The 22451-nt window shown below is 37.8% G+C and carries 26 protein-coding genes and 3 other annotated features; all 26 genes read left to right on the forward strand.

What is annotated here, in order from left to right; translation table 11 throughout:
- Positions 1-2 precede the first annotated feature (2 nt).
- The 26 genes from thiI (at position 3) to NY10_RS01030 (ending at position 22410) form a co-directional block, all read left to right on the forward strand.
- Positions 3-1220, forward strand: coding sequence for a tRNA uracil 4-sulfurtransferase ThiI (gene thiI, locus NY10_RS00905; protein ID WP_058918221.1), 1218 nt, complete (start codon positions 3-5; stop codon positions 1218-1220).
- Between the two features lie 252 nt (positions 1221-1472).
- Complete coding sequence (locus NY10_RS00910; protein ID WP_058920185.1) at positions 1473-2114, forward strand: redox-sensing transcriptional repressor Rex; 642 nt, start codon at positions 1473-1475, stop codon at positions 2112-2114.
- 109 nt (positions 2115-2223) lie between these two features.
- Positions 2224-2715 (forward strand): thiol peroxidase, encoded by a 492-nt coding sequence (gene tpx / locus NY10_RS00915; RefSeq protein ID WP_058918222.1) that lies wholly within the window; start codon positions 2224-2226, stop codon positions 2713-2715.
- Between the two features lie 66 nt (positions 2716-2781).
- Positions 2782-3016 (forward strand) — a binding site (T-box leader).
- A gap of 79 nt (positions 3017-3095) precedes the next feature.
- Positions 3096-5741: a valine--tRNA ligase gene (locus tag NY10_RS00920; protein WP_058918223.1), complete on the forward strand. Its 2646-nt coding sequence runs from the start codon at positions 3096-3098 to the stop codon at positions 5739-5741.
- A gap of 134 nt (positions 5742-5875) precedes the next feature.
- Positions 5876-7285, forward strand: coding sequence for a bifunctional folylpolyglutamate synthase/dihydrofolate synthase (locus NY10_RS00925; RefSeq protein ID WP_335338708.1), 1410 nt, complete (start codon positions 5876-5878; stop codon positions 7283-7285).
- A gap of 13 nt (positions 7286-7298) precedes the next feature.
- Positions 7299-7973 carry an HAD family hydrolase gene (locus NY10_RS00930; protein ID WP_058918224.1) on the forward strand — a complete coding sequence of 225 codons (675 nt, stop codon included), beginning with the start codon at positions 7299-7301 and terminating at the stop codon, positions 7971-7973.
- Positions 7974-8064: 91 nt separating this feature from the next.
- A complete protein-coding gene (radC, locus tag NY10_RS00935; protein ID WP_058918225.1) occupies positions 8065-8757 on the forward strand; it encodes a RadC family protein in 693 nt (230 codons plus the stop codon).
- A gap of 223 nt (positions 8758-8980) precedes the next feature.
- Complete coding sequence (locus tag NY10_RS00940; RefSeq protein ID WP_058918226.1) at positions 8981-9181, forward strand: cold-shock protein; 201 nt, start codon at positions 8981-8983, stop codon at positions 9179-9181.
- Between the two features lie 240 nt (positions 9182-9421).
- Positions 9422-9622, forward strand: a complete 201-nt coding sequence (locus NY10_RS00945) for a cold-shock protein (protein WP_058918226.1) — start codon at positions 9422-9424, stop codon at positions 9620-9622.
- Between the two features lie 224 nt (positions 9623-9846).
- Positions 9847-10047 carry a cold-shock protein gene (locus tag NY10_RS00950; protein ID WP_058918227.1) on the forward strand — a complete coding sequence of 67 codons (201 nt, stop codon included), beginning with the start codon at positions 9847-9849 and terminating at the stop codon, positions 10045-10047.
- 241 nt (positions 10048-10288) lie between these two features.
- The gene (locus NY10_RS00955; RefSeq protein ID WP_058918227.1) at positions 10289-10489 is read left to right on the forward strand and encodes a cold-shock protein; all 201 of its coding nucleotides are present in this window, start codon (positions 10289-10291) and stop codon (positions 10487-10489) included.
- Between the two features lie 381 nt (positions 10490-10870).
- Positions 10871-11884, forward strand: coding sequence for a rod shape-determining protein (locus NY10_RS00960; protein WP_058918228.1), 1014 nt, complete (start codon positions 10871-10873; stop codon positions 11882-11884).
- A 148-nt stretch (positions 11885-12032) separates the two neighbouring features.
- Positions 12033-12884 (forward strand): rod shape-determining protein MreC, encoded by an 852-nt coding sequence (gene mreC, locus NY10_RS00965; RefSeq protein ID WP_058918229.1) that lies wholly within the window; start codon positions 12033-12035, stop codon positions 12882-12884.
- A gap of 1 nt (position 12885) precedes the next feature.
- Complete coding sequence (gene mreD, locus NY10_RS00970) at positions 12886-13407, forward strand: rod shape-determining protein MreD (protein WP_058918230.1); 522 nt, start codon at positions 12886-12888, stop codon at positions 13405-13407.
- 46 nt (positions 13408-13453) lie between these two features.
- Entirely contained in the window at positions 13454-14176 is a 723-nt protein-coding gene (locus NY10_RS00975) for a septum site-determining protein MinC (RefSeq protein WP_058918231.1), read from the forward strand.
- The gene (minD, locus tag NY10_RS00980) at positions 14176-14970 is read left to right on the forward strand and encodes a septum site-determining protein MinD (protein WP_058918232.1); all 795 of its coding nucleotides are present in this window, start codon (positions 14176-14178) and stop codon (positions 14968-14970) included. The genes NY10_RS00975 and minD overlap by 1 nt, the downstream gene beginning before the upstream one ends.
- A 24-nt stretch (positions 14971-14994) precedes the next feature.
- Positions 14995-15245, forward strand: a binding site (T-box leader).
- 95 nt (positions 15246-15340) lie between these two features.
- Positions 15341-16141 carry an amino acid ABC transporter substrate-binding protein gene (locus NY10_RS00985; protein WP_058918233.1) on the forward strand — a complete coding sequence of 267 codons (801 nt, stop codon included), beginning with the start codon at positions 15341-15343 and terminating at the stop codon, positions 16139-16141.
- Between the two features lie 51 nt (positions 16142-16192).
- Positions 16193-17002 (forward strand): amino acid ABC transporter substrate-binding protein, encoded by an 810-nt coding sequence (locus NY10_RS00990; protein WP_082664145.1) that lies wholly within the window; start codon positions 16193-16195, stop codon positions 17000-17002.
- Between the two features lie 30 nt (positions 17003-17032).
- A complete protein-coding gene (locus NY10_RS00995; RefSeq protein WP_197408970.1) occupies positions 17033-17668 on the forward strand; it encodes an amino acid ABC transporter permease in 636 nt (211 codons plus the stop codon).
- Between the two features lie 12 nt (positions 17669-17680).
- Positions 17681-18373, forward strand: a complete 693-nt coding sequence (locus NY10_RS01000; RefSeq protein WP_058918235.1) for an amino acid ABC transporter ATP-binding protein — start codon at positions 17681-17683, stop codon at positions 18371-18373.
- Positions 18374-18479: 106 nt separating this feature from the next.
- Positions 18480-18554, forward strand: a sequence feature (ribosomal protein L21 leader region).
- A gap of 15 nt (positions 18555-18569) precedes the next feature.
- Positions 18570-18878 carry a 50S ribosomal protein L21 gene (gene rplU / locus NY10_RS01005; protein WP_058918236.1) on the forward strand — a complete coding sequence of 103 codons (309 nt, stop codon included), beginning with the start codon at positions 18570-18572 and terminating at the stop codon, positions 18876-18878.
- Positions 18879-18895: 17 nt separating this feature from the next.
- Complete coding sequence (locus NY10_RS01010; protein WP_058918237.1) at positions 18896-19231, forward strand: ribosomal-processing cysteine protease Prp; 336 nt, start codon at positions 18896-18898, stop codon at positions 19229-19231.
- Between the two features lie 29 nt (positions 19232-19260).
- Complete coding sequence (gene rpmA, locus NY10_RS01015) at positions 19261-19545, forward strand: 50S ribosomal protein L27 (protein WP_058918238.1); 285 nt, start codon at positions 19261-19263, stop codon at positions 19543-19545.
- A 94-nt stretch (positions 19546-19639) separates the two neighbouring features.
- Positions 19640-19975: a hypothetical protein gene (locus NY10_RS01020; RefSeq protein ID WP_058918239.1), complete on the forward strand. Its 336-nt coding sequence runs from the start codon at positions 19640-19642 to the stop codon at positions 19973-19975.
- A gap of 211 nt (positions 19976-20186) precedes the next feature.
- Positions 20187-21194, forward strand: a complete 1008-nt coding sequence (locus NY10_RS01025) for a class I SAM-dependent methyltransferase (protein ID WP_058918240.1) — start codon at positions 20187-20189, stop codon at positions 21192-21194.
- A 22-nt stretch (positions 21195-21216) separates the two neighbouring features.
- Positions 21217-22410, forward strand: a complete 1194-nt coding sequence (locus NY10_RS01030) for an acetate kinase (RefSeq protein WP_058918241.1) — start codon at positions 21217-21219, stop codon at positions 22408-22410.
- Positions 22411-22451 lie beyond the last annotated feature (41 nt).

Raw genomic sequence — 22451 nt, forward strand, 5'->3', positions numbered from 1 at the left:
ATATGCAATACGATGAAGTAATGGTTCGCTATGGCGAATTGTCCACTAAAGGAAAAAATAAAAAATCTTTTATCAATAAATTAGTACAAAACGTGAAATTTGCTTTACATGACTTTGATGAGCTAAAAATTCATGGCGGTCGCGATCGGATGCATTTGACGTTAAATGGTGCAGATAGCGAAGTTGTTTTAGAACGATTGAAACCAATTTTTGGTATTCAAAATTTTTCGCCTGTGATGCGTCTTGAGCGTGACATGGAACAAGTAAAAAAAACAGCGGTGGCTATGGTACAAGAATTGTATACAGAAGGAAAAACATTTAAAATTTCAACACGTCGTTCAGATCATGAGTTTGAATTAGATACGAATGACATCAATCAATTATTAGGTGCTGAAGTTCTTAAACATGTCGAAGGCATCACTGTTCAAGTGAAGAAGCCCGATATCGATTTACGCGTCGAAATTCGCAAAGAAGGATTTTTCTTGTCTAGTCAAACGATACTAGGAGCTGGGGGGTTGCCTGTAGGTTCAAGCGGTAAGGGTATGTTGATGTTATCAGGAGGAATCGATTCTCCGGTGGCTGGGTACCTAACGATGAAACGGGGAGTTGAAGTGGAAGCCGTTCATTTCCATAGTCCGCCTTATACAAGTCCGCGAGCTTTACAAAAAGCTAAAGATTTAACATCGAAATTAGCAGCTTTTGTCGGCAGCGTTCAGTTTATTGAAGTGCCTTTTACTGAGATACAAGAAGAAATCAAAAAGAGCATACCAGAGGGATATCTAATGACTGTAACACGGCGTATGATGATGCGAATCACAGACCGTATCCGTGAAGAACGGAGAGGATTGGCCATTATTAATGGTGAATCTCTTGGACAAGTAGCCTCTCAAACGATGCATAGCATGATTGCCATCAACGATGTGACCACTACTCCGGTTATTCGTCCAGTTGTTTCTATGGATAAAAATGAAATCATCGAAATTGCTCAAAAAATCGATACCTTTGAATTATCTATCCAACCTTTTGAAGACTGTTGTACGATTTTCGCTCCGCCTGCTCCAAAAACAAAACCGGATGTGGAAAAAACGCGTAAATACGAAGCTCGGTTAGATGTAGAAGGCTTGATTCAACGTGCAATGGAAGGATTAGTTATTTCAAAAATCAAAGTGGGAGACACTTTAGAAGAACAGCAAAAAGAAGCTTTTTCTGATTTGCTTTAAGCTCAAAAAGCCTGAACTTTAATTGGTTCAGGCTTTTTTGTGTTTGAGGAGAAAATGTCATCGGGAGTATAGGAAAAAGAAGTACGTTAATCATTTCGTTTCAATTCAATAGGAATTTTATTGAGAAATAGATTAACCATATGAAATTGAATGTGATGTTAATCACAAAAAGATTGAGTTTATGCAATTGTAATGATATGATGCAAAGAGAAAGGGTGCAAAAGAGGAGGGCTTTTAGTGAAAGAGGAACAAATGGGAAGTCAGATTCCAAAAGCAACAGCCAGAAGAATGCCTATTTATTATCGTTGTTTAAAAAAGTTGCAAGATAGCGGAGTAAAGCGAATAAAATCAAATGAAATCAGTCAGTTAACGCAGATTCCTTCTGCAACTATTCGACGTGATTTTTCTCATTTCGGGGAATTAGGCAGAAGCGGATACGGTTATGAGGTAGATTATGTTACAAAAGTATTTAATGAGTTATTGAATGTGAATAAAATCATTAAGATTGCTTTAATCGGAGTTGGAAACCTTGGGAAAGCGTTAATCGAAAATAATTTCCGTAGAGATCAAAATTTGAAAATTACATGCGGCTTCGAGAAATGTGAAGAGAATTCCGGCAAAATATTATCAGGAGTTCCGGTTTATTCGATTGATCAGATGAAAGAAGTGTTACTAAGAGAAGAAATTCATGTGGCCATCTCTACGGTCCCTAGCGAATTTTCTCAAGAGGCAGTAGAGATGTTGGTAGATGGAGGGATTACGGCGATATTAAATTTTGCTCCAGGAAGGGTTAATGTGCCGGAACACGTGGATATCCGGTATATTGACTTAACCAGTGAAATTTTAACGTTGGTTTGTTACAATGACTGGCTGCTTCATCCAGTAGTTAAATAGGTATTCGCTTTGTAGTTAGTGAAGCAATTAAAATGGTAAAGGTTGCATTTTTCTTTCCAGCCAGCGTATACTAAAGAAGTAGGTTTATATATGAATAGGAGCGATATACATGGAAATCACAAGAAAAGGCACTCCTTTTAAAGTTGAAGGCACGCAACCCGCAGTGGGAGAACAAGCACCGGATTTTTCAGTGAAAAATTTAAAAGATGAGACCATTGAATTGAAACAATTTAACGGAAAAGTTGTTTTAATCAGTGTCGTACCGGACATTGATACACGTGTTTGTGCGGTTCAAACGAAAGCTTTCAATTCAGCAGCAAGTGCTATCGAAGGCGTACAGTTAATGACGATCTCAACAAATACAAAAGAACAACAAGAAAATTGGTGTGCTGGAGAAGGTATCGAAATGGAGATGTTGCACGATACGGATGCTTCTTTCGGCAAAGCATACGGTTTATTTGTCCCTGAAATGAATGTATTAGCGCGTTCTGTGTTTGTAATCGATGCAAGCGGAAAATTAATCTACAAAGAAATCGTATCTGAAATGGTTGATGAACCAAACTATGACAAAGCTATTGAAGTTGCAAAAGCTGCTCGTTGAGTTTAATTCCGAATTATAAAATACAGGATTGAATTACCACCTTTTCAATGCTAAAATAAGACATACTTAAAAGCGATGAACAAGAAGAGTAATGTTATTTTTGGTTTAATAGAGAAAAGAACAGATGGTGGGAGTTCTTAACCGAAATAAGATGAAGGTAGCTTGGGAGCTGACAGGGTGAAGAAAGAGTAACCTTGTACGGAGTGACGTTACGTTAAAAACGTGAAGAGAGAGGTATATTCGGGAATAACGAATATGCAAACTAGGTGGTACCGCGAATTCTAAAGCATTCGTCCTAATGATTATACATTAGGATGGGTGCTTTTTTTGTCGTTTTATATAATAGCAGCTTTAAAAAAATGAAAAAGGGGTTAAGGGACATGGCAGATGAACTGAAGATGGCGACAAAATATCAACCAAAAGAAGTTGAAGCAGGCCGCTATGAAAAATGGTTAGAAAAAGATTTGTTTAAACCAAGTGGAGACAAAACAAAGCAACCTTACTCTATTGTTATACCTCCGCCAAATGTTACTGGAAAACTTCATTTAGGGCATGCGTGGGATACAGCTTTGCAAGACATCATTATTCGACAAAAACGCATGCAAGGCTACGATACTTTGTGGTTGCCTGGAATGGATCACGCTGGAATTGCGACTCAGGCAAAAGTAGAAGAAAAATTAGCAGAAAAAGGCATTTCTCGCTATGATTTAGGTCGTGAAAAATTTATTGAAACGGTCTGGGATTGGAAAGAAGAATATGCAGAGGTTATCCGCCAACAATGGGCTAAAGTTGGAATATCAGTTGATTACAGCCGCGAGCGTTTTACATTAGATGACGGCTTGTCAGAAGCCGTAAAAAAAGTTTTCGTTACAATGTATGAAAAGAAACTGATTTATCGCGGCGAGTATATTATCAACTGGGATCCAAAAGCTAAAACAGCTTTATCAGATATTGAAGTGATCCATAAAGACGTTGAAGGAGCTTTTTACCACATGAGCTACCCGTTGTCCGATGGCAGCGGTGTTGTTGAAATTGCTACTACTCGTCCTGAAACAATGTTAGGCGATACTGCAATTGCTGTGCATCCTGAAGATGAACGTTACCAGCAATTAATTGGGAAAACTGTTTTATTACCGTTAATGAACCGTGAAATACCGATTGTTGCTGATGAATACGTTGAAAAGGACTTTGGTACAGGGGTTGTTAAGATCACCCCTGCCCATGACCCTAATGACTTTGAAGTCGGGAACCGTCATGATTTGCCGCGTGTCAACGTGATGCATGAAGATGGAACGATGAATGAGCTGGCTGGCAAGTATGCTGGAATGGATCGATTTGCAGCTCGTAAAGCAGTTGTTAAAGATCTGGAAGCAGAAGGTCATTTAATCAAAATTGAAAAAATGGTTCACAGTGTCGGACATTCTGAACGTACAGGAGTAGTAGTCGAACCGCGTTTATCAACACAATGGTTTGTTAAAATGGAGTCTTTAGCAAAAGAAGCGATAGACAATCAAGAAACAGATAACAAAGTGTCTTTTGTCCCTGATCGTTTTGAGAATACGTATATGCGTTGGATGGAAAATGTTCACGATTGGGTTATTTCACGTCAACTATGGTGGGGACATCGAATTCCGGCTTGGTACCATAAGACGACTGGCGAATTGTATGTCGGCATGGAAGCGCCGGAAAACAGCGAGGATTGGGTTCAAGATCCGGATGTATTGGACACTTGGTTTAGCTCAGCTTTATGGCCGTTTTCAACAATGGGCTGGCCAGATGAAGAAGCGGAAGATTTTAAACGGTACTTCCCAACGGACACATTGGTTACAGGCTACGACATTATTTTCTTCTGGGTCAGCCGGATGATTTTCCAGAGTTTGGAATTTACTGGAAAAAGACCGTTTAAGAACGTTTTGATTCATGGTCTGATTCGCGATGAAGAGGGACGCAAAATGAGTAAGTCATTAGGCAATGGGATTGATCCGATGGATGTGATCGATCAATATGGTGCAGATGCACTGCGCTGGTTCTTATCGAACGGATCTTCTCCTGGTCAAGATGTGCGTTTCAGTTACGATAAAATGGACGCTGCTTGGAACTTCATCAATAAAATTTGGAACGCTAGTCGTTTCGCATTGATGAATATGGAAAACTTTACTGTTGAGCAAATAGATTTGACTGGTGAAAAAACCGTTGCGGATCGCTGGATTTTAACTAAATTAAATGAAACCATTCAAAAAGTCACTGATACGTCTGAACGTTTTGAGTTCGGCGAAGCCGGTCGGATTTTGTATCATTTTATTTGGGATGATTTTTGTGACTGGTACATTGAAATGAGTAAGGAAGTATTGTTTGGCGAAAATGAAACAGCCAAACAAACGACTAGAAGTATTTTGGCTCATGTTTTAGATCAAACGTTACGCCTGCTGCACCCGATTATGCCATTCGTGACGGAAGAAATTTGGGAAAACATCCCCCACGAAGGCGAGTCGCTAGTGATTGCGGATTATCCGGTAGTACGTCCAGAATTATCTGATGAAGCGGCTACTAAAGGAATGGATATTTTGATGGAATTGATTCGTTCGGTTCGAAATATTCGTTCAGAAGTGAATACGCCTTTATCAAAACCGATTGAACTGATGATCAAAACCAATGACGAAACAGCAGAACAGTTCTTAAAAGAAAATGTTTCGTATATTGAACGTTTCTGCAACCCGGAAGTTCTAACCATTTCCAGTAACGTAGAAGCTCCTGAAACAGCGATGAGCGCTGTTATTACAGGCGCTGAAATTTATCTGCCGCTAGCAGGTTTGATCAACTTAGAGGAAGAAATTGCCCGTCTTGAAAAAGAGTTGGTTAAGTGGGACAAAGAAGTTAAACGTGTCAAAGGAAAATTATCAAATGCTAAGTTTGTTGATAATGCTCCAGAAGCTGTAGTAGCAGCTGAAAAAACTAAAGAAGCTGAATACCTTGAAAAACATGCCATTGTATCAGAGCGAATCGGTGTGCTGAAAGCTCAGCTTTAATCGAATGTACAAACTAAAGAGCTGTCGCCTCTGTATTATTTATGAGGACGCCAGCTCTTTTTAAATGTATTCTTTTAGAAGAGTAGTCTATAATAAGTAGTGGAATAAGCATTAAAAGAACGGTGGGATAAGAGATGTTTAAAACTTATGAAGAAGCTTTGAGCTGGATTCATGGAACGAGTGTTTTCGGGATGAAGCCAGGGCTGAAACGAATGGAATGGATGTTAAAACGACTCGGTCACCCGGATAAAAAAATAAAAGCCATTCATGTAGCAGGAACGAGTGTTTTCGGGATGAAGCCAGGGCTGAAACGAATGGAATGGATGTTAAAACGACTCGGTCACCCGGATAAAAAAATAAAAGCCATTCATGTAGCAGGAACAAATGGCAAAGGGTCGACCGTTACTTTTTTAAGAAATATGCTAGAAGCGAATGGACAAGTGGTCGGTACGTTCACTTCTCCTTATATTAAAACATTTAACGAGCGCATCAGCGTGAACGGAGAGCCGATTTCAGATGAAGAAATTTTGCGGTTAGCAAATATTGTCTACCCTCTAACCTTAGAACTTGAAGCAACAGAGTTTGGCGGACCGAGTGAATTTGAAATTATCACCACGATGATGTTTCTTTATTTTGGTGAAGGTCATGCAGATGTAGTGATTGTCGAAGTAGGGTTAGGAGGATTGTTGGATTCGACCAATGTAGTGGTCCCGATTGTTTCAGCGATCACGACTATTGGATTGGATCACACGAAAATTTTAGGCGAGACTTTGCCTGAGATTGCTTTGCAAAAAGCGGGCATTATCAAGCCGGGAGTTCCGGTCGTCACAGGAAATATTCCTGAAGAAGCGATGCAAGTCATTGAAAAATACGCTGAGGAGCAAGGAAGCGAAATTGAACGATTTAGCCATGATTTCAGTGTCTCGAAGTGGCAGACATTGCCTACCTGGGGAGAACAGTTTACATTTGAAGATGAACACATTTATTTAAATCAACTTCAAATCGAAATGCTGGGAAAACACCAAATTGAAAATGCGGCTGTGGCTATTGAAACATTACGCATTTACAGCCATAAAACGGGATTAGCGGTGAGCCATGAAGCGATGCGCCGCGGGTTAAAGCAAGCTTTTTGGCCGGGAAGAATGGAAAAAATCAATGACGAGCCGTTAATGATTTTAGACGGAGCTCATAATGAGCCTGCTATTCGACGATTAGCCGAAACGATCAAGCATGATTTTAGCCAGCAAGAAATTTATTTGATTTTCGCTGCTCTACGCGATAAAGCGCTTGGCCCGATGCTTGATGTATTGACAGAGCTTCCGAATGTTCACTTAGTGTTAACAAGTTTTGATTTTCCTAGAGCAGCAACAATCGATGACTTAAGCAGCTATGCCGATTCAAGAACAATAATGAAGGAACAATGGCAAGAAGCCTTGGTGGATACAATGAAAGAAATGGACGAGAGTGACATTGTTTTGATCACGGGTTCCTTGTATTTTATTTCAGAAGTTAGGCAGACTTTACTAGATTCAACTGAGGAATAAGGGGGTGGGGAGAATGGAGCAAGTGAAAGCTGTTATTTTTGATATGGATGGTCTGATGTTTGATACAGAAATAATGTATTATCAAGCAAACAAAGAAGTAGCAGATCGTATAGGGTTAGATTTTACGTATGATTATTATGCTCAGTATATTGGAATGTCTGATGAAGAGCTGCATCGTAATCTTTACTTAGACTATGAAGATGAAGCTAAAGTGACTCAACTTATCAAAGAAAGCAGCGATATGCTTTTTGACATCATAAAAAAGGATGGGCTGATCAAGAAACCTGGCTTATTGGAATTGCTTGAGTACTTAGAGGAAAATCAGATCAAAAAAGTAGTCGCTTCTAGCAACATTAAAACAGTTGTTTCATTCTTTTTAGAACACGGGAATGTACACAAATATTTTGACTGCTTTATAGGCGGCGATGAAGTAAGACGTGCAAAACCTGATCCTGAGATTTTTGAAAAAGCTTGGGAAAGATTAGGTGTTGCAAAAGAGCATACGATCATCTTAGAAGATTCAATGAATGGAATCCGAGCTGCTTATGATGCAGAAATCAATGTTATTATGGTACCCGATTTGTTTCAACCTGACCATGAAGCTAAACAAAAAGCATTTGCTATTTGTGATGATTTACTTCAAGTAAAAGAGTTCATTGCTGAAAAGAACAGTTTTGTGAAGCTTTAAAAGCAGCCCTATCGTACTGCTGAATAAAAGAAATAAAAAAAATCTCCTCTCTGCGCGGATAATATATTCGTGAAGAAGAGGAGGTTTTTTTATGACAGAAAACGTAACTAGTTTAGTGAATGAAGTACCGGTTTTTTCGAGGCCAAGAGAACGTTTGGAAATTTATGGAGAAAAAGCTTTAGCTAATCATGAATTATTGGCCATTTTACTGAGGACAGGTATCAAAGGAACGAATGTGATGACATTAGCTATGGAAGTTCTAAATTCATTTGAAGATTTGTATTTTCTGAAAACAGCTTCAATAGAAGAATTAATGGCAATCTCTGGTATTGGGAAAATAAAAGCTGTTGAAGTAAAAGCGGCCATTGAATTAGGCGTACGGATTTCTCAAGCATCTCAAATCAAAATCGGCCAAATCACTTCCAGCCGTAAAGCGGGAGAAATGCTGCTAGGCGAGATGCGTGATTTGCAGCAAGAGCATGTTATTGTGCTGTATCTAAATACTAAAAATGAAATCATAAAAAAAGAAACGATTTTTATTGGAGGACTTAATTCAAGTGTCGCGCATCCCCGCGAGATTTTTAGAGGTGCTGTCCGGTTTTCAGCAGCTCGTATGATCGTTGGCCATAATCATCCTTCGGGAAATCCGACTCCATCCGAAGCTGATATTTTATTTACTAAGCGTATGTTTGAATGTGGAGAATTAATGGGGATCGAATTGCTGGATCATATCATTATAGGGCAAGAAAGCTACATAAGCTTAAAAGAATTAGAAGTATTTTAAATGAAGCTTACAAACTCATGGTTCAGCTAATGAAGACTCTTTCCAGTTGCAGGCAGGGAAATGAAATTAGTTTTGAAAAAGGCTTGTCATAAGAAAATAACCATGTTATACTTATTTTAAGTTTTTGTTTAGGTATAAGAAAAGAATTGTTTCATAACATTCCAATTCGTACCGTTAGCAAGAATTAACAAATGTGCAAAACGCACGAGGAGGATATTTTATTATGGAACAAGGTACAGTAAAATGGTTTAACGCAGAAAAAGGTTTTGGCTTTATCGAACGCGACGGTGGAGATGACGTATTCGTACATTTCTCAGCTATCCAAGGAGACGGCTTCAAATCTTTAGAAGAAGGACAAGCAGTAACTTTCGACGTTGAAGAAGGAAACCGTGGACCTCAAGCAGCAAACGTAAACAAAGCTTAATTTAACTTAAAATTAAAACTTATAAGAACTTAGCGTAAATCGCTAAGTTCTTTTTTCTATTTCTAATAAAAGGAAGATTAACAGTGATGCAGAATTAGCTTGCTATTGTTTTTAGTCCATGCTATACTTAACTTAAGTTTTTGTTAGGTAAAAGAAAAGAATTGTTTCAAAAGACATTCCAATTCGTACCGTTAGCAAGAATATTATATTTGTGCAAAATGCACGAGGAGGAATTTCATTATGGAACAAGGTACAGTAAAATGGTTTAACGCAGAAAAAGGTTTTGGCTTTATCGAACGCGACGGTGGAGATGACGTATTCGTACATTTCTCAGCTATCCAAGGAGACGGCTTCAAATCTTTAGAAGAAGGACAAGCAGTAACTTTCGACGTTGAAGAAGGAAACCGCGGACCTCAAGCAGCAAACGTAAACAAAGCTTAATTTAACTTAAAATTAAATTGATAAGAACTTGGCGTAAATCGCTAAGTTCTTTTTTTTATTTATTTAATAAAGCGTTTTACTTGTGGAAAATAAAATGCTGTGATAAAATGAATTTAGCATTTTGTTGGAGGTAGAAAAAAGAATTGTCTCAAAACATTCCGATTCGTACCGTTAACAAAAATGTCAAATATATAGTGTTTAACGCACGAGGAGGATATTTTATTATGGAACAAGGTACAGTAAAATGGTTTAATGCAGAAAAAGGTTTTGGTTTTATCGAACGTGAAGACGGAGACGACGTATTCGTACACTTCTCAGCTATCCAAGGAGAAGGATTCAAATCTCTAGAAGAAGGACAAGCAGTAACTTTCGACGTTGAAGAAGGAAACCGTGGACCTCAAGCAGCAAACGTAAATAAAGCTTAATTTAACTTAAAATTAAAACTTATAAGAACTTAGCGTAAACCGCTAAGTTCTTTTTTAACGTTTCTAAAAAATACCTGTAAAACGACTTGATCATGGTTGTACTTGCTAAGTAAAAAAAAACGTGTTATACTGGTCTTAAGTTTTTGTGAGGTAACAGATAAGAATTGTTTCATAACATTCCAATTCGTACCGTTAGCAAGAATTAACAAATGTGCAAAACGCACGAGGAGGATATTTTATTATGGAACAAGGTACAGTAAAATGGTTTAACGCAGAAAAAGGTTTTGGTTTTATCGAACGTGAAGACGGAGACGACGTATTCGTACACTTCTCAGCTATCCAAGGAGAAGGATTCAAATCTCTAGAAGAAGGACAAGCAGTAACTTTCGACGTTGAAGAAGGAAACCGTGGACCTCAAGCAGCAAACGTAAACAAAGCTTAATTAAATTTAAACTTTGCAAAAGACTTGGCATTTATTGCCAGGTTTTTTTTTATTGTTTTATTATAATAAAGAGCTATTTGGGAAATCGATCATCGGTTTATCAATAAATAAAAATGAATAGAAAGCAAAGCGCTTTCTGCCAAAACTATATCAGCATTATTCGTTGTACCCATAATGGGATATTGATTTTAACTTAAATTTCTATTAAAATAAGAGAATATTTAATGTTATGAACAGGAAAATAAAGTATGATGGTTTCTGATAAGGCAATATAACCTTTTTTTTGTTATACTGTTTTAGAGTCTGACAAGTAATCAAATGTAAAACGTATGGTTTCTGAGAAATTTAGACTGTTAGACTGACTTGAGAGGATGAAATAATGTGTTTAGATTTGGAAATAAAGACATCGGTATTGATTTAGGAACAGCGAATACAAATGTATTTGTAGATGGCAAAGGTATTGTCTTAAGAGATCCTTCAGTAGTTGCAAAAGATATCAATACTGGAGAAATCGTAGCCGTTGGTGAAGATGCAAGAAACATGATCGGAAGAACACCAGGTTCGATTGTTGCTATTAGACCTATGAAAAATGGTGTGATTGCAGATTATGATACCACTGCTGCAATGATGAAATATTACATTGAAAAAGCAATCGGCAAAACGACTTCTAAGCCATATGTAATGGTTTGTGTGCCAAGCGGTGTAACAGAAGTTGAAAAACGTGCGGTGATCGATGCAACTAGAATGGCTGGGGCTAAGGATGCCTTTATTCTTGAAGAACCTTTTGCTGCTGCAGTCGGTGCGGGCTTACCGGTAATGGATCCAACGGGTAGTATGGTAGTCGATATTGGTGGCGGTACGACTGATGTAGCTACTATTGCGCTTGGCGGAATAGTGAGCAGCCGTTCGATTCGTTTAGCAGGAGACAGCATGGACGATGGAATTATCCACTATATCCGTAAGAAATATAACTTGCTGATTGGTGAGCGGACAGCTGAACAGATTAAAATAGAAATTGGTTGTGCATCAATCGAAAAAGCTGCAGAATACGGGAAAATGGATGTCCGTGGGCGCGACTTGTTGACTGGACTACCGCAAACGATTGAGGTGCCAGCAATTGATGTGGCGGAAGCCATCAAAGAAGTCGTTGACGGAATTGTAAGTGCAGTAAGAGAAACACTAGAAGAAACACCACCAGAAATCTCAGCAGACGTCATTGATCATGGTATCGTTTTAACCGGTGGGGGAGCTTTACTTAAAAATATGAGTGATGTGATCGCTGATGAAACGGATGTTCCAGTCTTTGTAGCAAACGATCCATTGGATTGTGTGGCTTTAGGTACTGGAGAATCACTTAAGCATATGAACCTCTATAAAAAGAAAAGAAATAGATAGCTAAAAATAACATGACGTAAAAATGATGCGGGCGGTATTTTGCTTCCCGCATCGTTTCGTTTGAAATGATAACCTGGTAAAATACTAAGTTATTTTGTTTAAGTTATGGTAAAATAGAAAAAGCCTGAAGAATTAATGAGGTGAGAATTTGAATCAGTTTTTTTCAAACAAAAAGCTAATTATACTGTTGGTGAGTGTTATAGTTTGTTTAGGTCTTATTGCATTTTCCATTACAGGAAATGGTAAGACTCCAGTAGTTCAAAAGTTTACCAACGATATTACGGCGATTACAGGCCGAGTGTTAGCTAAACCGACCAATGCCGTTGTTAATTTTATTGAGGCAGTGGATGACTTGAAAAACACCTATAAAGAAAACCAGCTGTTGAAATCAAAGATCGATCGTTTATACGAAACAGAAGTTGAGTTGAGCGATTTAAAACAAGATAATCAAAAAATGAAAGAACAATTGGAACTACAAGATACGCTTTCAAATTACCAAAAAATCAATGGTACGGTCATTAGTCGAAATCCAGATAATTGGATTGATCAAGTCGTAGTGGATCGAGGAAGTCAAAGCGGTATAACAATTGGGTTATCTGTCATGGCGGATAATGGTTTGATTGGGCGGGTGATAGAAGTGAGTCCAACAAGCTCAAAAGTTCAATTGATAACAACATTAGACCAAAATAATAATCGGGTCGCTGCTTCGGTTTCTTCTGAAGAGGGCTTTGTTCATGGTGTCATCAATGGGTATGATGCCGAGACTAACCGATTGATCATGAAACAAATAACAACAGACGTAACATTGAAGACTGGAGATCAAGTGATGACTTCTGGACTTGGAGGTGTGTCGCCAAGTTCGTTGTTGATTGGAACGGTTGATGAAGTTAAATTAGATGCTCATGGGTTATCTCAAGAAGCTTATGTTACTCCTGCGTCAGACTTGAATGATATCCGTTATGTGACTTTTATTCAACGGACAGCTGAAAGTGGTGAATAATATGAATGAACAATGGAAAGTAAAGGTTTTTGCACCCTTACTGATTTTCTTTGGCTTCTTAATGGATGGACTGCTCTCAGGTGTTTTTTCTGAACAATTATATGGGGGAACGGGAGTCATGGTTCCTAGATTAATCGTTCTTATTTTTATTTTGATGTCTTTTTATCTGCCAAGGAATAAGATGATTCTTTATGCTGTTATTTTTGGATTGCTTTACGATAGTTACTATGTGGGAATTTTGGGTATTTACGTTGCTGCTTTTCCATTAATTGTTTATATTACAGAGAAATTAAAAAGAGTGTTGAATCCCAATCCGATTGTTGTCGGAATGATGGTCATCATCAACTTAAGCCTTTTAGAATTTATACTTTATGAATTTTATAAAGTTTTAAGTTTTACTACACTCGATACGTCTACTTTTATGGCTAGTCGTTTAGGGCCAACATTGCTGTTAAATCTCGTATTCTTTATCCTAGTATTTTATCCATTAAAAAAAATGATACTAAAAATGATTGAAAATTAAAACGATGGAAGACTCATTCGTTATCGAGCTGATAGGAGTTGTTAAAGTGAAACAAAGTGTGACATTAAAAGGGAATAAAGATGGCTTTGTATTAACCTTGGATGAATCGGCTTCTTTTGCTACAATCATTGAAGAATTAGAACAATTATTGGAACACATCAAGGCAGAAGCTAAAAAACCGGATCCGAAGAAAGAAGCTAAAGAAGAACCGTCAAAAGAAAAAAAAGAAATCTATTTAGAAATTTTCTCTGGCAATCGGTTGTTGACAGACAAAGAAAAAGAGTTGCTGACAGAAAAAATAAAAAGCAACAGTCAGTTTGTAATCAAGAAGTTTAATTCAGCTGTGGTTACATATGAGAGTGCTCTTGCTTGGCAAGAAGCTGTTAGTTTACAGATGGAAATCCAAACGATCCGCAGCGGCCAAGTGCTTCAAGCACCTGGAGATATTCTTTTTGTCGGGAAAGTCCACCCTGGCGGAGTTATTCGTGCAAACGGCAGCATCTTTATTATTGGAGAACTACATGGTATCGCACACGCAGGTTTTGAAGGGAATGCAGCTGCAGTTGTAGTAGCAGATTTTCACACGAGTGCACAAGTGCGAATAGCAGACAATGTACAGATTATTGAGAATCAATCTATAGCAGATGCTGCAATCAAGAAAAACGAATTTGCATTTATCAATGATTTACATATCTTGGATTTTGAATCTTTAGATCAATTGAGAAAAATGCGACCGAATTTAGGTAAAGTGACAGGGGGATTAATATAATGGGTACAGCAATTGTCATTACTTCTGGAAAAGGTGGCGTGGGAAAAACAACGTCTACTGCAAATATTGGAACTGCACTTGCTTTGCAAGGGAAACGAGTTTGTTTAATTGATATGGATATCGGTTTAAGAAACCTGGATGTTATTCTAGGATTAGAAAACCGGATTATTTACGATATCATTGATGTCGTCGAAGGCCGTGCTAAATTGCATCAAGCTATCATTAAAGATAAACGGTTCAATGATAATTTATACTTATTGCCTGCAGCTCAAAATGCCGATAAAAATGCTGTAAACGGAGAACAAATGGTTGAAATCGTGGACGAGTTAAAAAAAGAATACGATTATGTTTTAATCGATTGTCCAGCAGGGATAGAACAAGGATTTCAGAATTCAATTGCTGCAGCCGATGAAGCGATACTGGTGACAACACCAGAAATTTCAGCTATTCGTGATGCAGACCGAATCATTGGCTTATTAGAACAAACGGAATTAGCGCCTCCTCGTTTGATCATCAACCGAATTCGCAAACGGATGATGCAAGATGGAGAAGTTTTAGACGTTGATGAAATCACACGTCATTTATCAGTCGATTTATTGGGGATTATTTTTGATGACGACGATGTGGTCCGTTCTTCTAATAAAGGAGACCCAATCGTGTTGGATCCAAAAAATCCAGCATCGCAAGGCTACCGTAATGTAGCTCGTCGTATTTTAGGCGAAACAGTACCATTGATGTCGCTAAAAAGAGAAAAAGAAAGTTTTTGGACAAAATTGTTTGGTAAACGTAAATAACTATGGTATAGTATGAAGCAATAAAGAAAAGCAATGACGAGAAAAAGTAAGAGTAGGAACTTAAGCAGAGAAATTGCGGGTGGTGCGAGCAATTAAGAAACTATTCTGAACACACATCTCTAAGCTGGCAGTTGAACCATATTTTTTAGTAAACTGACTCGGGTGTACCCGTTACCGTACAAGCGTTTAGTAGTTTTGAACGTGATAAGGCAGTTTTCTGTGAAGAGGCTGCAAAAAAAGGTGGAACCACGATAAAGTAATCTATCGTCCTTTGATTTCCTGTTTAACGGGAAATCAAAGGACTTTTTTGTTTTTACAGAACTGCAGTCTGTAAAAAATAAAAAAATTATAAAAAAAGGGAGTGGCTGGAATGAAAAATAAATTAATGAAGATGATGGTTACAGTAGGAATGGCAGGATTATTTATGGCTGGTTGCGGCACTAATAGTGCAAAAGAAGATAGCTATGATCAGCTAGTACAAGAAGGTGAAATTATCATGGGGTTAGACGATACGTTCGCACCGATGGGATTTCGTGATACAAATGGTGAAATTGTCGGCTTTGATGTTGACTTAGCTAAAGAGGTCGGCGAACGTTTAGGGGTAACGTTTAACTTTCAGACGGTTGATTGGGCAATGAAAGAAACCGAGTTAAACGCTGGAAATATTGATGTCATTTGGAATGGATATACCATTACTGAAGAACGTGAAGAAAAAGTCGCATTTAGTGACCCTTATTTGGATAATAGTCAAATCATTATTGTTTTAGAAGAGAGCCCTATTCAAAAGAAAGCAGATTTAGCCGGTAAAACAGTAGCAGCACAACAAACATCGAGTGCAGTTGATGCGATTACAGCCGATGATTCTAATATCATCAAAGACTTTAAAAATGGAGAAGTCTTACAGTACCCGTCTAATAATGATGTCTTCAATGATTTAGCTTCGGGACGAAGCGATGCCATTGTAGTTGATGAAACGCTAGCTCGTTATTACATGAAGCAAAACGCTGATATTGCTTACCGCGTTTTAGAAGAAGATTTTGGGAAGGAAGAATACGCAGTTGGGATGCGCAAAGCGGATGTTAAATTGAAAAAAGCTATTGATGATTCTTTGGCAGAAATGAAAACAGACGGTACCTATGAAAAGATTTATAGCAAATGGTTTGCTGAATAAATAAAAGGCTGTTTTTTTAGGGATAACGATAAAGACATGGGGGAGAACACGATGAAAAAGATTGTAAAACTACTGAGTGTATTGTGTCTTATAGGGGGATTTTTAGCGGCTTGCGGCAACAAAGAAGAAGAGAGCCAAGGAGTTAAAGAGCCCGTATTTACAGCGGAAGCTGGGGAAACGCTGATTGTTGGTTTAGATGATACCTTTGTGCCGATGGGGTTTAGAGATAATGAAGGAAATCTAACTGGGTTTGATGTAGAACTAGCTGAAGAAGCTGGCAAACGGTTAGGATTGACCCTTAAATTTCAACCCATCGATTGGTCAATGAAAGAAACGGAGTTAAATACAGGAAAGATTGATGTAATCTGGAATGGATATGCTATTAATGAAGAACGCCAGAAAAAAGTGGCTTTTAGTGAACCATATGCTAGTTCAAGTCAAATTATTGTTGTTTTGAAAGATAGCCCAATCAAAAACTTAGCAGATTTAAAAGGAAAGACTGTAGCTTCGCAACAATCATCTAGTACAGTGAGTGTGTTAGAAAATGACCCAAGCAAAATCGTAAACACATTCGCAAACGAAGAGATTGTTCAATATCCTTCATATAATGATGTTTTTAATGACTTAGACAGTAAACGCAGTGATGCAGTTGCAGTTAGCGAAGTTTATGCTCGTTACATTCTAAAGCAAAAAGGGCAAGAAAATTATCGGATTTTAGAGGAAACATTCGGTAAAGAAGAAATGGCCGTTGGCTTACGGAAAACAGATAAAGAGTGGTTGAGAAAATTGAATGCTACATTAACAGCGATGCAAAAAGACGGAACGGTCGATGCCATTAAGACTAAATGGTTTGGCGAATAAACCTTAATTAACCAACGGAAGAGGGATAAAATGAATTTGATTAGCGATATTATGCCAGCTTTACTGAATGGATTAACTACTACCTTATGCTTATTTTTTATTGTTTTTATTACGACTATACCTTTAGGATTCTTAGTCGCTTGTGTCCGCGTTTATGCTCCAAAGTGGCTTTCTTGGATCATACAAGTGTATATCTATGTGATGCGAGGGACACCTTTATTGTTGCAGCTTATGGTTGTGTTTTTCGGGCTCCCTTTAGTAGGGATAACGTTTGAGCGTTTTACCGCAGCTCTTTTAGCCTTTATTTTAAATTATACAGCGTACTATGCTGAAATTTTTAGAGGAGGTATTTTATCCGTACCAAAAGGTCAATTTGAAGCCATCAAAGTTTTGGGAATCGGAAAAATCCAAGGATTTAAACGCATTATTATTCCACAAGTTTTTCGCGTAGTGCTGCCTTCAGTAGGAAACGAAGTCATCTCACTTGTGAAAGATACCTCGCTTGTTTATATCTTAGGTCTGGGCGAATTGTTGAGAGCAGGTCAAATTGCGGCTAACACCTATGCATCCTTGCTTCCTTTTGCAGCAGTGGGGCTGATTTACCTCCTTATCACAGGAGTCATTACTTTGGCTTTAAATGCTATTGAAAAGAAATTCAACTTTTAAGGAGGAAATAAAATGGTGCTTAAAGCAGAAGGCATTTCTAAAGAATTTAATCGTTTAAAAGTAATTGATGACTTTGATTTCACCATAGAATCAAATGAGATCGTGACCTTAGTAGGAAAATCAGGTACCGGGAAAACAACATTAATGCGCTTATTGAACGGACTCGAGAAAGCGGATAAAGGAACGATCTCTATTGATGGGCATTACTTATGTCGCGCAACTCCAGATGGCAAGACGGAGTACGTATCCAAGCAAGAAAGGAAAAAATACAGCAATCAAATTGGTATGGTTTTTCAAGACTATCAATTATTTCCTAACTTGACAGTAGTTGAAAATTGCATAGAAGCTCCTGTTTCTCAAAAGTTGTTGACCAAGTCAGAGGCCTACCAAAAAGCTGAAGAGTTATTGAGCCAAATGGGTCTGTCAGCCAAAAGAGATGTTTATCCGCGTACACTATCAGGCGGCCAGCAACAACGCGCGGCGATTGCCCGGGCTATGATGTTGAATCCCAAAATTTTGTGTTTTGATGAGCCGACTTCTGCATTAGATGCTGAAACTTCTAATGAAGTGGGAAAGATGATTCAAAAAATAGCTGCTTCAGGAACTGGCATCCTAATTGTGACTCACGATACTGAATTTGCGAAAGTTTTTGGCACACGAGTTGTTTCATCGGATATTTTTTCAGGCCATAATGAAAAAGAATAAGGACTCTATTCGGAAAAAACCAATTTATTTTTTAATAAAAATGAAAACTATTGATTGACGTAGAACTTGCTTTTTGGTATGCTACTAATGTTGTTAATGTGTAGCACCACAACTACAACCGCGCGGGAATGAGTATACAAGACCAGCAATGGCGCTCATAACGGCGAGTCTAAGTCTAATAAGGAGGTGCGAATAAATGTACGCAATTATAAAAACAGGTGGAAAACAAATTAAAGTTGAAGTTGGCCAAGCGATTTACATTGAAAAATTAAACGTTGAAGCTGGTGAAACTGTAACATTTGATGAAGTTATCTTAATAGGTGGCGAAGAAACAAAAGTTGGAGCTCCAACTATTGCCGGAGCTGTTGTTGAAGGTACTGTGGAAAAACAAGGTCGTCAAAAGAAAGTTACGACTTTTGTCTACAAACGCAGAAAAGACTCTCATCGCAAGCAAGGTCACCGTCAACCATATACAAAAGTAATGATCAATGCAATTAACGCGTAAGAAAGTGGTGTTCGTGAATGATTCAAGCATTTTTCAGACGTAATGACAAAGAAGACCTTGTCTCTTTTGAAGTTACTGGACATGCAGAGTCAGGAACTTACGGAAACGACATTGTCTGTGCAGCTGTATCGGCTCTAACCATCGGTACAACGAACAGTCTGGCTGTTTTAAGCGGCTTTACGCCTCTTATTGAAACCAACGATGAGGTTGAAGGTGGTTATTTATACGTTGAACTTCCTTTGGAAATCAATGATGAACAGTTGAACATTGCACAGATTCTTCTGGAAAGTCTTCTCTTATCCTTAATCGGTGTAGCAGAAGAGTACCCTGATTATGTCGAAATAAATCAATAATCCAGATTAAAACAGGAGGTGCAATACAGATGTTAAAAATGAATTTACAATTCTTCGCTACTAAAAAAGGTGGCGGATCTACTACTAACGGTCGTGATTCACAATCTAAACGTTTAGGTGCTAAACGTGCAGATGGTCAAACTGTTACTGGTGGTTCAATTCTATACCGTCAACGTGGGACTAAGATTTATCCAGGTACTAACGTAGGTATTGGCGGAGACGATACTTTGTTTGCTAAAATCGACGGCGTTGTTCGTTTCGAACGCAAAGGCCGCGACAAAAAACAAGTATCTGTTTATCCAGCTGCTCAATAATTAAACATAAAAAAACTCTTCTATTCCGTAGAAGAGCTTTTTTTTTAAGTTTTTAATTTTTTAGCAACGGACCTCTCTTAGAAGGAGTGTTAAAATGAGTGATTTAATCATTGGAATTCTTGGGATTAGTATTACAGCAGCAGTCATCATTATTTTTTTAATCGGTTTAGTTAAATTTTTGGTCTGGTTATACTATGACGCTGAAGCTAGACGAATGCGCGGATGGTTGTGGGTGCTGATAGCACTGGTCACATTTCTGATTCCAGGTCTGATTATTTATCTGATCCTAAGAAAACCAGCAAGCAATTTTAGTTACCGCAATTCTAAAAAGAGTCAATTATGGAAAACTTCTTTAAAGTATTTTATAATTGCCATAATGGTGGCTGTGATTATTGGCGGAGTAATCGCTTATGCGCAGCTGAAAATGTAATAAATCAGCAAATGAGGGCACTTTTTTAGTGGGATTCTCAAACACGTAAAGGGCCTTCTTTTACAGACGGTTAAATTCAAACTTGAAGTTTATCCGTTTATTCGTTAAAATAGTACAGGTGAGTTTAAATAAGTAAACAGATTTCTAAGGCTGTCTCTATTTATAGTTTATAGTGAAACGGCTATGTTATAAAGAAAAGAGGTTAAATTTATTGTCTCAAAAAGAGATTGAAAACTTATTTTCAAAACTAGATTCTACTGTTAAATTGCTACAGAAAAATATAGGTGTTTCATATTTGGAAGGACTAGCTGAAACGGGAGAAAATATTCTTGATGACAAGAAAGCAAGACAAGTAGATAATTTACTGTCAAATGAAACAATGGAAATGCTGAATAAGATCTATCATGAAATATCTTTGGAAAACATGGATCCTGAAGAAATACGGAAAAGTTTTCAATTGGCTCTTTTAAAGGGTGCTAAAGAAGATAGTCTGCAGGCAAACCATCAAATGACACCAGATGCCATTGGATTTATTTTGACTTATCTAATCGAGAAAGTACTGGGGACGGAAGCAAAAGCTATTCGTTTGCTGGATCCAGCGGTTGGAACAGGAAATTTATTATCAACCGTCTATAATGGTTTAACGTCTAAGAAAATCGAAGTTGAGGCTGAAGGAATCGATAATGATGATCTGTTGTTGTCACTGGCTTTGATTAATACAGAATTACAAGGACAAACAATCAAACTGACTCATCAAGATGCCTTAACCGGTCTGCTGGTTGATCCGGTAGATATTGTCGTAAGCGATTTGCCAGTTGGTTTCTATCCAGTGGATGAGCGTGCGAAAGATTTCAAGACAAGTGCGAAAGAAGGGCACTCCTTTGCACATCATTTGTTTATTGAGCAAAGCATCCATTACTTGAAAAAAGGCGGTTACGGAGTGTTTTTGGTTCCTTCCCAGCTATTTGAAACAGAAGCAGCTGCTGCGTTAACTAAAATGATTCAAGAAGAAGCTTATCTTCAAGGAATGCTTCATCTGCCGAAAGAATTATTTCAAACAAAAAGCTCACGCAAGTCTATTCTTTTACTTCAGAAAAAAGGAAATAATGCTAAACAAGTGAAACAAGTTTTGCTTGCGCAAATTCCTGATTTTAAAAATCAACAAGCTATGTTCCGCTTTATGCAGGAAGTTGAAACTTGGAATAAAAAAAATAATTAAAAACAAAGGAGATTCACCCACTATGTCAAAAACAATCGCAATCAATGCAGGTAGTTCAAGTTTAAAATTCACGTTATACGAAATGCCAGCAGAAGAAGAAATCGTTTCAGGAATTATTGAACGGGTCGGATTAAGTGATTCCGTTTTTACTACGAAATATAACGGCGAAAAGTATAAAGTTGTAGAAGATATCAAAAACCACGAAATTGCTATTCAAATGGTTTTAGACAAACTGATTGAATTAAACGTTATTGAAAATTACGATGAAATCACAGGAGTAGGCCACCGTGTTGTAGCAGGTGGAGAATTATTTAAAGATTCTGCTTTAGTAACCGATGAAGTAGTGGCACAAATTGAAAGCTTATCAGAATTTGCACCTTTGCACAATCCAGCTAACGCTACAGGAATCAAAGCATTTAAAAAATTGTTGCCAAATATCACAAGTGTAGCTGTATTTGATACATCTTTCCATACTTCTATGCCGAAAGAAAATTATTTATACAGTGTTCCTATGAGTTATTATGAAGATTTTGCAGCTCGTAAATATGGAGCTCACGGAACTTCTCATAAGTATGTATCAGAACGTGCAGCAGAAATGTTGGGCAAACCGCTTGAAGAAACAAAATTGATTACTTGTCATCTAGGTAACGGCGGTTCAATTACAGCTGTTGAAGGTGGAAAATCAGTAGATACATCGATGGGCTTCACACCTTTAGCTGGTATCACAATGGGAACGCGCTCTGGAGATATTGACGCTTCTTTATTGCCATTCTTAATGAACAAATTAGGCATTACAGATATTAACGAAATGATTTACATTTTAAACAATAAATCAGGATTATTAGGACTTTCTGACGTATCTAGCGATATGCGTGATGTAGAAGAAGCAGCTGAAGCAGGCAATGAACAAGCACAAACAGCATTAGATATTTTTTATAACCGTGTACAAAAATACATTGGTCAATATTTTGCAGTATTAAATGGTGCAGATGCAATTGTCTTTACAGCAGGTATTGGTGAAAACTCTCCAGAAACTCGTCAAATCATTATTGACGGAATGGATTGGTTTGGAGCAAAAATTGACGAAGAAGCAAATAAAGTGCGTGGAGAAGAGCGCATTATTTCAACAGCTGATTCGAAAGTTAAAGTATTGTTGATTCCAACGAACGAAGAAATTGCAATTGCTCGTGACGTAGAAAGACTACGCGTTAAGTAATTAAAGAGTTAGCAGAGAAAAATAAACTTTGATGAAAACAC

It is taken from the genome of Carnobacterium sp. CP1 (assembly GCF_001483965.1).
In the GTDB taxonomy this organism is placed as follows: Bacteria; Bacillota; Bacilli; order Lactobacillales; family Carnobacteriaceae; genus Carnobacterium_A; species Carnobacterium_A antarcticum.